Raw genomic sequence first — 12,405 nt, 5'->3', positions numbered from 1 at the left:
CGGGCTTACGCCAGCTTCTGCTTCAGGATTTCCTGCACCTGCGCCGGGTTGGCCTTGCCTTTGGACGCCTTCATCACCTGCCCGGCCAACGCGTTGAGCGCCTTTTCCTTGCCGGCGCGGAATTCTTCCACCGCTTTCGGGTTGGCGGCCAGCACCTCTTCCACCATCTTCTCGATGGCGCCGACATCGGACACCTGTTTCAGGCCGTCGCGCTCGATGATGACATCGGCAGACAGCCCGCTGTCCCACATCGCATCAAATACCTGCTTGGCCAGCTTGTTGGACAAAGTGCCGTCGGCAATGCGCACCAAGAGGCCGGACAAGCGTTCGGCATCGATCGGCAGCTCGGCGATGTCCTTGCCTTCGCGGTTGAGGCGCGCGGCAACGTCGCCGATCAGCCAGTTGGCGGCCAGCTTGCCCTGAGCGGAGGCCGTCGCCATCGCCTCGAAATAGCCGGCCAGCGCGCGACTGCCGGTCAGCACCGCTGCGTCGTACGGGGTGACGCCGAAGGCGTCGACGAAGCGTGCCTTCATCTGCGCCGGCAGTTCCGGCATCTCGCCGCGGACGCGCGCGATCTGCTCGTCGCTGATGCGCACCGGCAGCAGGTCCGGGTCCGGGAAGTAGCGGTAGTCGTGCGCGTCTTCCTTGCTGCGCATCATGCGCGTCTCGCCGGAATCCGGATCGAACAGCACCGTCGCCTGCTGCACCTTGCCGCCGTCCTCGATGGTTTCGATCTGCCACTGCGCCTCGTACTTGATCGCCTGCTCCAGGAAGCGGAAGGAGTTCAGGTTCTTCACCTCGCGGCGGGTACCGAATTCGGCCTGGCCGAACGGGCGCACCGACACGTTGGCGTCGACGCGGAAGCTGCCTTCCTGCATGTTGCCGTCGCAGATGCCCAGCCAGGTCACCAGCGTGTGCAATGCCTTGGCGTAGGCCACCGCCTCTTCCGCCGAGCGCATGTCCGGCTCGGACACCACCTCCAGCAGCGGCGTGCCGGCGCGGTTGAGGTCGATGCCGGTCATGCCGTGGAAGTCTTCATGCAGCGACTTGCCGGCGTCTTCTTCCATGTGCGCGCGGGTGACGCGGACGGTTTTCTCCTCGTCGCCGACCAGGATGTTCAGCTTGCCGTGCTCGACGATGGGCAGCTCCATCTGGCTGATCTGGTAGCCCTTGGGCAGGTCGGGGTAGAAGTAGTTTTTGCGCGCGAACACGTTCTTCTGGTTGATGGTGGCGTCCAGCGCCAGGCCAAGACGGATCGCCTTGTCCACCACTGCCTTGTTCAGCACCGGCAGCACGCCCGGCAGCGCCAGCTCCACCAGCGAGGCCTGGGTGTTCGGTTCGGCGCCGAAGGCGGTGCTGGCGCCGGAGAAAATCTTGGAAACGGTGTTGAGCTGCACGTGCACCTCAAGACCGATAACGACTTCCCATTTCATGTTTGGAAAATCCTTCATGTTTTAAAGGTTGGCCGCAAGCCGCGGCCAAGCCTTGTTGATCGCGTAATTACAGGGCCGGGGCCTTACGGTGCCAGTCGGTGACCTGCTGGAACTGGTGCGCCACGTTCAGCATCTTGGCTTCGCCGAAGTAGTTGCCGATGATCTGCAGCCCCACCGGGCGGCCGTTGTCGGCAAAGCCGGCCGGCACGCTCATCGCCGGCAGACCGGCCAGGTTGACCGACAGGGTATAGATGTCCGACAGGTACATCTGCACCGGGTCGCCGGACTTCTCGCCCAGGTTGAAGGCGGCGGTCGGCGCCACCGGCCCCAGGATCACGTCGCAGCCGGCAAAGGCGGCCTTGAAGTCGTCGGCGATCAGGCGGCGGATCTTCTGCGCCTTGATGTAGTAGGCGTCGTAGTAGCCGTGAGAGAGCACATAGGTGCCGACCATGATGCGGCGCTTCACCTCGCTGCCGAAGCCTTCGGCGCGGGTCTTCTCGTACATGTCCACCAGGTCCTTGTACTCGCTGGCGCGGTGGCCGTAGCGCACGCCGTCGAAGCGCGACAGGTTGGCGGAGGCTTCCGCCGGCGCAATCACGTAGTAGGCCGGGATCGACAGCTGGGTGTTGGGCAGGCTCACCTCCACCACTTCGGCGCCCAGCTTCTTCAATTCGCTCACGGCGTTGTCGATGATGCGGCCAACGTCGGCGGCCAGACCCTCGGCGAAGTACTCGCGCGGCAGGCCGACGCGCAGGCCGGCCAGCGGCTGCGCCAGGTCGCGGCTGTAGTCTTCGCGGGCGCGCTCCAGGCTGGTGGAGTCGCGCTCGTCGAAACCGGCGATCACGTTCAGCATCAGCGCGCAGTCCTCGGCGGTCTGCGCCATCACTCCGCCCTGGTCCAGCGAGCTCGCGTAGGCGACCATGCCGAAGCGCGACACCACGCCGTAGGTCGGCTTGATGCCGGTCACGCCGCAGTGACTGGCCGGCTGGCGGATGGAGCCGCCGGTGTCGGTGGCGGTAGCCACCGGCGCCAGACGCGCGGCCACCGCGGCGGCAGAGCCACCGGAGGAGCCACCGGGAATGGCGTTCAGGTCCCACGGGTTCTTCACCGCGCCGTAGTAGCTGTTCTCGTTGGACGAGCCCATCGCGAACTCGTCCATATTGGCGCGACCCAGCGTCACCAGGCCGGCGGCTCGGCACTGCTCGATCACGTGCGCGTCGTAGGGCGAGATGAAGTTGTCCAGCATCTTCGAGCCGCAGCTGGTCTTCCAGCCCTGCTGGCAGAAGATGTCCTTGTGCGCGATCGGCGCCCCGGTCAAGAGCCCGGCGGTGCCGGCGGCGCGGCGCGCATCGGCGGCGGCGGCTTCGAGCAGGGTCTTGTCGCGGTCGACGGTGATGAAGGCATTGAGCTGCGGGTTGAGCGCGTCGATGCGCTGCAGGTATTCGGTGGCCAGCTCGACGGCAGAAACCTGCTTGTCGGCCAGCTGTTGCGACAATTGTTTTAGCGTAGCGTGAATCATCGTGTAGAGAGCTTCCGTAGAGTAGGCCCGCCTCGGCGGCAGGGCAGATACGGCAAAGGTTGGCCGCAGCGGCTTATTCGATGACTTTCGGCACCAGGAACAGGCCTTTTTCCACCTGCGGCGCCACCGCCTGGCACGCCTCGCGCCGGTTCGGCTCGGTGACGACGTCTTCGCGCAGGCGCAGCGATACATCCTGCGGGTGCGCCATCGGCTCGATGCCGTCGGTATTGACCGCCTGCATCTGCTCGATCAGACCGAGAATACTGTTCAACTGGCGGTTTACCGCGTCGATTTCGGCGTCTGTTACCGCGATGCGGGACAGGCGCGCAATACGTGCAACATCCTGATGGCTCAACGACATGGCGTCCTCGTCAAAATCTTTAATATTTCAAGCGTTGTAGGGTATCATAATTGGTTACATTAGCCCAAGAACCAAGGGGCCAGACCTGCTTGGCAAACAGGGCCGCTGCGGACAGTGAATCTTTACCTGTCGGCCCGGTCCCAAACACGATTTAATTACGCGTGCCGCCGTTTTCGATAAGGCAACGTTCAAAAAACATTTCAGGACCGACCCCCATGCTCCGCTCGCTCACCGGATACTTCTCCAATGACTTGGCTATCGACCTCGGTACTGCCAACACCCTGATCTACATGCGCAACAAGGGCATCGTGCTGGACGAACCGTCGGTGGTCGCCATTCACAACGATGTGCCCAGCAACAAGAAATCCATCCTGGCCGTCGGCCTCGAAGCCAAGAAAATGCTGGGCCGCACCCCGGGCAGCATCCAGGCCATCCGCCCGATGAAGGACGGCGTGATCGCCGACTTCACCGTCACCGAGCAGATGCTGAAGCAGTTCATTAAGAAGGTCACCCCCAACCGCTTCTTCGCCGCCAGCCCGCGCATCGTGATCTGCGTGCCGTGCGGCTCGACCCAGGTCGAGCGCCGCGCGATCAAGGACTCGGCGCTGGCCGCCGGCGCGCGTCGCGTCGAGCTGATCGAGGAAACCATGGCCGCCGCCATCGGCGCCGGCCTGCCGGTGGAAGAGCCGACCGGCTCCATGGTGGTCGACATCGGCGGCGGCACCACCGAAGTCGGCGTGATCTCGCTGGGCGGCGTGGTGTACTCCAATTCGGTACGCGTCGGCGGCGACAAGTTTGATGAAGCCATCATCAACTACATCCGTCGCAACTACGGCATGCTGATCGGCGAAGCCACCGCCGAGGAAATCAAGAAAACCATCGGCTCCGCCTTCCCCGGCGCCGAAGTGAAGGAGATGGAAGTCAAGGGCCGCAACCTGGCCGAGGGCATCCCGCGCGCCTTCACCGTGTCCAGCAACGAGATCCTGGAAGCGCTGACCGAGCCGCTGAACCAGATCGTGTCCGCGGTGAAGATCGCGCTGGAACAGACCCCGCCGGAACTGGGCGCCGACATCGCCGACAAGGGCATGGTGCTGACCGGCGGCGGCGCGCTGCTGAAGGACATCGACCGCCTGCTGGCCGAGGAAACCGGCCTGCCGGTGTTCATCGCCGAAGAACCGCTGACCTGCGTGGTGCGCGGTTCCGGCAAGTCGCTGGAAAAAATGGACAAGGTCGGCACCATTTTCACCAGCGTTCCCTGATTTCCTGACCAGACGTCACCTCGCAAGAGGTGACGTTGTGCTGCATGAACTTTGCCAACACTCCCAGCTTTGCCAACCAGGGCCTGCAGCCCGGCGGCCGCCTGGCGCTGTGCGTGCTCGCCTCGCTGGCGCTGCTGGTCGGCGACAGCCAGTACGGCCTGATGGAGAAGGCGCGCGACGCCATTTCCGTGGTGCTGTACCCGTTGCAGCGTGCGGCCAACGTGCCGCTCAACCTCACCATGCAGGTCGGCGACTTCTTCACCGCGCAGGCGGCGCTGAAGCGCGAGAACGACGCGCTGCGCGAGCGCGACCTGATCCAGTCCTCGCACCTGATGCGCATGTCGTCGCTGGAGAAGGAGCTGCAGCAGCTGCGCCGGCTCAACGCGCTGGCGGCACAGCCGTCACACGCCGGCGTGGTGGCCGAGGTGCTGTACACCGGGCGCGATCCGTTTTCCTATCGCCTGATCATCGACAAGGGCAGCAGCAGCGGCATCGCCAGCGGCCAGGCGGTGATCGACGAGAACGGCCTCATCGGCCAGGTGACCCGCGTGCAGCCGCTGAGTGCCGAGGTCACCCAGGTGATCAACCGCCACTACATCGTGCCGGTGATGATCGAGCGCACCGGCCATCGCGCGCTGCTGTACGGCTTTGGCGGCGGCGTGGAAGTGCGCTACCTGCCGATCAGCACCGACATCCGCGAGAATGACCTGCTGGTCACCTCCGGCGTTGACGGCGTCTACCTGCAGGGCATTCCGGTGGCGCGGGTGAAACAGATCGACCGCCTTGGCGGCGCCGCCTTTGCCCGCGTGCGCAGCGAGGTGATCGCCGGCGTGCAGTCCAGCCGCTTCGTGGTGATCATGCCCAACCGCCGTCTGCCGGCGACGCCGCCGGTGGCGGAGGCCCCCGCCGACACCGCCAAGACCGACAAGAAATCGCCATGATGCGTGATGTCTTCCACCCCGGCAGCGGCCGTGCCCAGCCGCGCCCCTGCCGTCAGTCCAGACCGTCATGAACTACGATCGCCCGCAAGAACTGCTCAAGCCGGTCAAGCGCCGCTTCATCACGCTGACCTTTGTCGTCGCGCTGGCGCTGGAGCTGCTGCCCCTGCCGCAAGGCTCCAACCGCTGGCTGCCCGATTTCGTCGCGCTCCTGATCCTGTACTGGAGCGTGAACCAGCCGCGCCGCATCGGCATCGGCATGGCCTTCGGCATCGGCCTGCTGGCCGACGTGGTCACCACCAGCATGTTCGGCCAGCACGCGCTGGCCTACTCCGTCGGCGCCTACCTGATCCTGCTGCGCCAGCAGCAGCTGGTGATGTTCAACCTCGGCCAGCAGACGCTGGTGATCCTGGTGCTGATGGTGCTGATGCAGCTGCTGATGGCCATCGCGCGCTGGAGCGTCGGCGCCTCGCTGCCCGGCCTCGGCTACTTCCTGCCGGCGCTGGTCGGCGCGCTGCTGTGGCCGCTGCTGACCAAGCTGATGCTGCTGCCCTACCGTAGCGAACGGCACTGAGCGCCATGAAGCAAGCCGCCCGCCTGAAGGACCCGCACACCGAAGAACGCCAGCTGTACTGGCGGCTGCTGGTCGCCTACCTGTTCATGGTGCTGATGCTGTTGCTGCTGGTGGCGCGCTTCGTCTGGCTGCAGGTGTTCCAGTACGAGCACTTCGCCACCCTCGCCCAGAACAATAGCATCTCGCTGGTGCCGGTACAGCCCAACCGCGGCCTGATCGTCGACCGCAACGGCATCGAGCTGGCGCGCAACTACGCGTCCTACACCCTGGAGCTGACCCCGGACAAGATCGACGACCTCGACGCCACCATCAAGGCGCTGGGCCAGGTGGTGCCGATCACGCCGCGCGACCTGAAGCGCTTCCAGAAATTCCTGTCGGAATCGAAGGACTTCGAGCCGGTGCCGCTGCGCCTGAAGATGGACGATACCGAGGCGGCCAGGGTTGCGGCCAACCTGTGGCGCTTCCCCGGCGTCGAGGTCAAGGCGCGGCTGTACCGCGACTACCCGTACAAGGAGCTGACCAGCCACGTGCTCGGCTACATCGGCCGTATCGGCCCGCGCGAGAAGGAGCGTCTCGCCGCCGAGGAGAAGACCGCCAACTACCGCGGCGCCACCCACATCGGCAAGCTGGGGCTGGAAGCGGTGTACGAGAACGAGCTGCACGGCCAGAACGGCTTTGAGGAGATCGAGACCGACTCCGCCGGCCGCGCGGTGCGTTCGCTGCGCCGCACCGCGCCGGTGCACGGCAACACGCTGCAACTGGCGCTGGACATCCACCTGCAGGATGTCGCCGACAAGCTGTTCGGCGCCCGCCGCGGCGCGCTGGTCGCCATCGACCCGCAAAACGGCGGCGTGCTGGCGCTGCTGTCCAAGCCCAGCTTCGACCCCAACCTGTTCATCGACGGCATCGACAGCCAGAGCTGGCAGAGCCTGAACGAAGACTGGCAGCGGCCGCTGATCAACCGCGCCATCCGCGGCATGTATCCGCCCGGCTCCACCTTCAAGCCCTTCATGGGCATGGCGGCGCTGGAAGCCGGCGCCATCGGCCCGAACGAGGTCCGCCCGGCGCCGGGCTACTTCACCCTGCCCGGCTCCAGCCACCAGTTCCGCGACTCCAACCCGCGCGGCAACGGCTCCGCCAACCTGGCCCGCGCCATCGCGGTGTCCAGCGACACCTTCTTCTACAAGCTGGCGTGGGACATGGGCATCGACCGCATCCACCCGCTGCTGGCGCAGTTCGGCCTCGGCAGCAAGACCGGCATCGACCTCGATGGTGAGGCGGTCGGCGTGCTGCCGTCCAAGGAGTGGAAGGCGCGCCGCTTTGCCGGCAAGCGCTACCGCGACGAGCACCGCCGCTGGCTGCCGGCCGACGTGGTCAGCATCGGCATCGGCCAGGGCTTCAACACCTACACCCCGCTGCAGATGGCCAACGCCACCGCGATCCTCGCCAACGACGGCCGTGCCTTCCACCCGCACCTGGTGCAGAAAGTCACCGACGCGCGCAACGGCAAGACGCGCCTGATCGAGGCGGCGCCGTACAGGCAGCTGCCGTTCAAGCAGCAGCACTACGACTACATCAAGCAGGGCATGCAGGCGGTGATGCAGCCGGGCGGCACCGGCTGGCGCCTGGGCCAGGGCCTGCAGTACTCGATGGCTGGCAAGACCGGCACCGCGCAGGTGGTGCAGATCAAGCAGGGCGCCAAGTACAACGCCGGCGCGCTGGCCGAGCAGCACCGCGACCACTCCTGGTTCATCGCCTTCGCCCCGGTGGAACAGCCGAAGATCGCGGTGGCGGTGATCGTGGAAAACGCCGGCTTCGGCGCCACCGCCGCGGCGCCGATCACGCGCGCGCTGTTCGACTACTACCTGACCGGCAAGCTGCCCGACGACCTCCGCGGCCAGCTGGAAACCTTCCCGCCCTCGGCAACAGGAAAGCAAGATGCAAGTGTCGCTCGCTAAGCGCATCGCCCGCACCATCATGGACCCGCTCGACGGCTGGCTGCTGGCGCTGCTCGCCGGCGTGTTCGTGCTGAGCATGATCGCGCTGTTTTCCGCCTCCAACCAGAGCTGGGCCAAGATCGACAACAAGCTGGTCTACACCGCGCTGTCGCTCGTCATCATGTGGCTGCTGGCACGGCTGAGCCCGCAGACGGTGATGCACATGGCGCTGCCGCTGTATGCCACCGGCGTGCTGCTGCTGGTCGGCGTCGAGCTGTTCGGCATCACCGTCAACGGCTCCACCCGCTGGCTGAACGTCGGCATCGGCCGCATCCAGCCGTCCGAGATCATGAAGATCGCGCTGCCGATGATGCTGGCCTGGTACTTCCAGAAGTACGAGACCACCCTCAACTGGCGCCACTACGTGGTGGCGGCGGTGCTGATCGTGATTCCCGGCCTGCTGATCCTGAAACAGCCCGACCTCGGCACCGCCACCCTGGTGATGGGCGCCGGCTTCTTTGCGCTGTTCTTTGCCGGGCTGTCGTGGAAGATCATCATCGGCGGCGGCGTCACCTTCCTCGCCAGCCTGCCGGTGGTATGGAACCTGATGCACGACTACCAGCGCCGCCGGGTGCTGACCCTGATCGACCCGATGCAGGATCCGCTGGGCGATGGCTACCACATCATCCAGTCGATGATCGCCATCGGCTCCGGCGGGGTGTGGGGCAAGGGCTGGCTGGCCGGCAGCCAAACCCACCTCGACTACATCCCGGAGCGCACCACCGACTTCATCTTCGCGGTGTACTCCGAGGAGTTCGGCCTCGCCGGCAACCTGCTGCTGCTGGCGCTATACCTCGGCATCATCAGCCGCTGCCTGCTGATCACCGCGCGCGCGCCGACGCTGTACGGCCGCCTGCTGGCCGGCGCCATCACGCTGTCGTTCTTCGTCTACGTGTTCGTCAACATGGGCATGGTCGCCGGCATCCTGCCGGTGGTCGGCGTGCCGCTGCCCTTCATGTCCTACGGCGGCACCGCCACCGTGTCGCTGGCCATTGGCCTGGGCATGCTGATGGGCATCGGCAAGCTGCAACGCCGCTAACACGCGGCGCAAGGTTGGCCGCAAGCCGGCCATCCGGCCTAGACCATGCGGCCGATGGCGCGCCCGCCGCCGGCGCGCTAGGCTGGACGCCATGAAACCCGATCCCACGCTGCCCCTGGTCTACGCCTGCTCCGGCTGCTCCAGCGCCGCGCAACTGGCCAACCACTTCGCGCTGCGCCTCACCCGCGCCGGCCACGCCGAGATGTCCTGCATCGCCGGCGTCGGCGGCCAGGTGCCGACGCTGTTGCGGCTGGCGCGCAGCGGCCGCCGCATCCTGGCGCTGGACGGCTGTCCGCTGCGCTGCGTGCAGGGCTGCCTGAAGCAGGCCGGGCTGCAGGCCGATCTGAGCATCGAGCTGTCCGATCACGGCGTGATCAAGCGCAAGCACGCCGACTTCGACGACGCCGACGCCGAGCGGCTGTGGCCGCAGCTGGTGACGGCGGCGCAGTCGCTGCAACCGCCGCGCGAGTCTCGCGGCCCGCAGGCCGCACCCCTCACACCAGCCAGCGCCACAGGCCGTACACCACGAAACCGCTGACGATGGCCGCCAGCGTGTGGCGGCTGAACAGCGCCACCGCCGCCGCGGCGAGGGTGCCGGGCAGGTAGGCATTGCCCGGCGACAGGTCGATGGCGCCCTGCGGCGCCAGCGCCATCGGCACGATCAGCGCGGTCAGCACCGCCGCCGGCACGTAGTGCAGCGCGCGCGACAGCCAGGCCGGAAAGCTCAGCTTGTGGCCGAACACCAGGAAACTCAGCCGGATGCCGTAGGTCACCACGACCATGCCGGCAATGGTCAGCAGCAGTTGCAGGCTCATGTCGTCTCCTTCATCTCGGGTTTGCTACTCGTCGCCAGCCGCTCGGCCAGCACGCCGCCGGCCACGCCGGCCAGCGCCGCCAGCATCAGCCCCAGCTTGAACGGCAGCTCGCGCGCCAGCAGCGCCACCACCCCGGCCAGCAGCGCCGCCACCAGCACCGGCCGCTTTTTCAGCTGCGGCGCGACGATGGCGGCAAAGGTGGCCACCATCGCGAAATCCAGCCCCAGATCGGCGAGGCCGGGCACGCTCTGCCCCAGCAGCACGCCGATGATGGTCCACAGCTGCCAGTTGCCGTACATCGCCAGCGACGAGCCCAGCCAGTACCAGGCGCCGTCGGACTCATTGCCCTGCTGCCGCAGCCGGTGCTCGACCACGGCGAAGGTCTCGTCGGTGAGCCAGAACGCCAGCGACCAGCGCCAGCGCGCCGGCAGGTGGCGGGCGTAGGGCAGCAGCGTGGCGCTGTACAGCGCATGGCGCAGGTTGACGACAAAGGTGGTCAGCCAGATCACCGGCAGCGCCGCGCCGCTGCCGATCAGGCTGACGGCGACGAACTGCGACGAGCCGGCGAACACCAGCGCCGACAGCGCCAGCGTCGCCCACGCCGGAATGCCGGTGGCGATCGCCAGCGTGCCGAAGATGACGCCGAACGGCGCGGCGCCGACCAGCATCGGCAGCGAATCGCGGGCACCGGCCCAAAGCGGGGTAAGTCGTTGCGACATGCTTGCTCCACAGTAAAAGGTTGGCCGCAGGATAGATCGGCGCCGGGGTTAGGTCTTGAACGATCTTGCGCCGGCTAGCGGCGTACCGCGCGCTGGTAGGCCGCCGGCGTCACCCCCAGCGCGGCGCGGAAGGCGCGCGTCAGGTGCGGCTGGTCGGCAAAACCCAGCTGCGCCGCCACCTGGCCGGGCACCACGCCCTGCGCTAACAGCTGGCGCGCACGCGCCACGCGCAGCTGGTTGCGCCACGCCACCGGTGGCAGGCCGAATTCGGCGCGGAAGCTGCGGTTGAGATGCCACGGCGACAGCCCGACGCTGTCCGCCAGCTGCTGCAGCGACAGGTTGTCGGCGAGGCGGTCGGCCAGCAGCGCGCGCACCTGCTGCAGCCGCGACTGGTCGCGCGCCACCAGCTGTTCGCGCACGCCCATGTGCCGCTGCAGCACGTCGGCAAACACCGCGTACAGCGCGCTCTCGCGCTGCAGCCGGTCGTGGCACTGCGCCAGCAAGGGCTGCAGCAGCGCCAGCCGCTGCGCCAGATCGACATCGTAGATCACCGTCTGGCGGAAGAACGGCTCCACCGGACGCCCGGCCAGCTGGCTGGCGAGGCCGCGGATCAGCGTCGCCGACGGATAGAAGCCGCGATAGCCCCAGCCGGCGGCGTCGGCCGATTCGCCGGTGTGCACCTCGCCGGGATTGATCAGCACCAGCGCGCCGACGCCGGCGACGTGCGAGCTGCCGTGGTAGCGGTAGGACTGCGCGCCCAGCGTCAGCGCGTTGACCACGTACTCTTCGTGGAAGTGCGGGGTGAACACCTGCCGGGTGTAGAACGCGTCCAGGCACTCCAGCGGCGCGATGTCGTCGGCGCGGAAGTAGCGGGCGTATTCGGCAGGAACGGCGGACATGGTGGCGGCTCGGCAGGGGACGGCTCCATTCTGGCACAGTCGCCGCGGCGGGGGCTTGAACGATCTTGCGGCCAAGCTTGCCGCCGGCCGTTTACGAGCCGGCCATGAAGGTGCGGATGCCGGAGCCGATGAACTGCACCCCGACGCAGATCAGCAAGAAGCCCATCAGCCGGCCCAGCACCTCGGTGCCGGCGCGGCCCATGCGCGCCGCGATCAGCGTCGACGAGCGCAGCACCAGCCAGCTCGTCAGCGCGGTGCCGACGATGGCGAGCATGGTCATGCCGAAGGCGAGCAGCTTCTCGGTGCGGCTGTGCAGTTCGGCAATCTCGGTGGCGATGCCGATCACCACCGCGATGGTGCCGGGGCCGCTGATGCCCGGCATCGCCAGCGGGAAGAAGGAGTAGTCCTCGCGGCGGTTGGTCTTCGGCGCCATGCCCGGATCCTGCGACAGGAACAGCATGCGGTAGCCCAGCACCGCCACCACGAAGCCGCCGGCGATACGCAACGCGCCGAAGGAGATGCCGAACGCGGCCAGGATCAGGTTGCCGGCCAGCAGGCACACCAGCATGATCGCGGCGGCGTAGACGCAGGCCATGCGCGCCTGGTGCGCGCGCCGCAGCTCGCTCATGCCCTGCGTCAGCGACACGAACAGCGGGATCTTGGACAGGGGATTGGTGATCACCAGCAGACTCACCAGCCCGCCAAACAGGAACTGCAGATACAGGGTCTTGAACATCGCTCTTCTTGATCCGGAAATAAGGCCACATGCCGCCGGGCAGGCATTGTAGCCAGCCGTCGTCGCGGACGAAACCGGCGGCATAGCAATGACATGGTGACGAGCGGGCAACTGCG

Annotated in this window: 13 protein-coding genes; 6 read left to right on the top strand and 7 right to left on the bottom strand. The window is 66.9% G+C overall.

All coding sequences use genetic code 11. The annotated features are described in order from the left end of the window. Nucleotides 1–5: 5 nt before the first annotated feature. From gatB to gatC, 3 genes are all read right to left on the bottom strand, one after another. Nucleotides 6–1,433 (bottom strand): Asp-tRNA(Asn)/Glu-tRNA(Gln) amidotransferase subunit GatB, encoded by a 1,428-nt coding sequence (gatB, locus tag IE100_RS06600; protein WP_189373305.1) that lies wholly within the window; start codon nucleotides 1,431–1,433, stop codon nucleotides 6–8. Nucleotides 1,434–1,500: 67 nt separating this feature from the next. Beyond that, nucleotides 1,501–2,952: an Asp-tRNA(Asn)/Glu-tRNA(Gln) amidotransferase subunit GatA gene (gene gatA / locus IE100_RS06595; protein WP_189373304.1), complete on the bottom strand. Its 1,452-nt coding sequence runs from the start codon at nucleotides 2,950–2,952 to the stop codon at nucleotides 1,501–1,503. Nucleotides 2,953–3,025: 73 nt separating this feature from the next. Next, nucleotides 3,026–3,313, bottom strand: a complete 288-nt coding sequence (gatC, locus tag IE100_RS06590) for an Asp-tRNA(Asn)/Glu-tRNA(Gln) amidotransferase subunit GatC (RefSeq protein ID WP_047965920.1) — start codon at nucleotides 3,311–3,313, stop codon at nucleotides 3,026–3,028. Between the two features lie 215 nt (nucleotides 3,314–3,528). On the opposite strand from gatC, the gene IE100_RS06585 reads away from it, so the two are divergent. The 6 genes from IE100_RS06585 (at nucleotide 3,529) to IE100_RS06560 (ending at nucleotide 9,658) form a co-directional block, all read left to right on the top strand. After that, the gene (locus IE100_RS06585; RefSeq protein ID WP_189373303.1) at nucleotides 3,529–4,572 is read left to right on the top strand and encodes a rod shape-determining protein; all 1,044 of its coding nucleotides are present in this window, start codon (nucleotides 3,529–3,531) and stop codon (nucleotides 4,570–4,572) included. Nucleotides 4,573–4,616: 44 nt separating this feature from the next. Next, nucleotides 4,617–5,513: a rod shape-determining protein MreC gene (gene mreC, locus IE100_RS06580; protein ID WP_189373302.1), complete on the top strand. Its 897-nt coding sequence runs from the start codon at nucleotides 4,617–4,619 to the stop codon at nucleotides 5,511–5,513. Nucleotides 5,514–5,580: 67 nt separating this feature from the next. Beyond that, on the top strand, nucleotides 5,581–6,084 hold the full coding sequence (mreD, locus tag IE100_RS06575; protein ID WP_189373301.1) for a rod shape-determining protein MreD: 504 nt from the start codon (nucleotides 5,581–5,583) through the stop codon (nucleotides 6,082–6,084). Between the two features lie 5 nt (nucleotides 6,085–6,089). Then, nucleotides 6,090–8,042 (top strand): penicillin-binding protein 2, encoded by a 1,953-nt coding sequence (mrdA, locus tag IE100_RS06570; protein ID WP_189373300.1) that lies wholly within the window; start codon nucleotides 6,090–6,092, stop codon nucleotides 8,040–8,042. Continuing rightward, a complete protein-coding gene (gene rodA, locus IE100_RS06565) occupies nucleotides 8,023–9,120 on the top strand; it encodes a rod shape-determining protein RodA (RefSeq protein WP_189373299.1) in 1,098 nt (365 codons plus the stop codon). Before mrdA ends, rodA begins: the two co-directional genes overlap by 20 nt. A 91-nt stretch (nucleotides 9,121–9,211) precedes the next feature. Continuing rightward, a complete protein-coding gene (locus tag IE100_RS06560; RefSeq protein ID WP_189373298.1) occupies nucleotides 9,212–9,658 on the top strand; it encodes a putative zinc-binding protein in 447 nt (148 codons plus the stop codon). On the opposite strand, the gene IE100_RS06555 is transcribed toward IE100_RS06560, so the two are convergent. The 4 genes from IE100_RS06555 to IE100_RS06540 form a co-directional block, all read right to left on the bottom strand. Continuing rightward, complete coding sequence (locus IE100_RS06555; protein WP_189373297.1) at nucleotides 9,615–9,935, bottom strand: AzlD domain-containing protein; 321 nt, start codon at nucleotides 9,933–9,935, stop codon at nucleotides 9,615–9,617. The two genes, IE100_RS06560 and IE100_RS06555, sit on opposite strands and share 44 nt — an antisense overlap. Then, nucleotides 9,932–10,654, bottom strand: coding sequence for an AzlC family ABC transporter permease (locus IE100_RS06550; protein ID WP_189373296.1), 723 nt, complete (start codon nucleotides 10,652–10,654; stop codon nucleotides 9,932–9,934). The genes IE100_RS06555 and IE100_RS06550 overlap by 4 nt, the downstream gene beginning before the upstream one ends. A 74-nt stretch (nucleotides 10,655–10,728) precedes the next feature. Continuing rightward, nucleotides 10,729–11,553 carry an AraC family transcriptional regulator gene (locus tag IE100_RS06545; protein WP_189373295.1) on the bottom strand — a complete coding sequence of 275 codons (825 nt, stop codon included), beginning with the start codon at nucleotides 11,551–11,553 and terminating at the stop codon, nucleotides 10,729–10,731. A 91-nt stretch (nucleotides 11,554–11,644) separates the two neighbouring features. Continuing rightward, complete coding sequence (locus IE100_RS06540) at nucleotides 11,645–12,289, bottom strand: MarC family NAAT transporter (protein ID WP_189373294.1); 645 nt, start codon at nucleotides 12,287–12,289, stop codon at nucleotides 11,645–11,647. Between the last annotated feature and the right edge of the window lie 116 nt (nucleotides 12,290–12,405).

The sequence above is a fragment of the Vogesella alkaliphila genome (genome assembly GCF_014652475.1).
GTDB lineage: Bacteria > Pseudomonadota > Gammaproteobacteria > Burkholderiales > Chromobacteriaceae > Vogesella > Vogesella alkaliphila.
The sequence above is the reverse complement of the archived record's forward strand: the minus strand, read 5'-3'. Positions and strand labels throughout refer to the sequence as shown.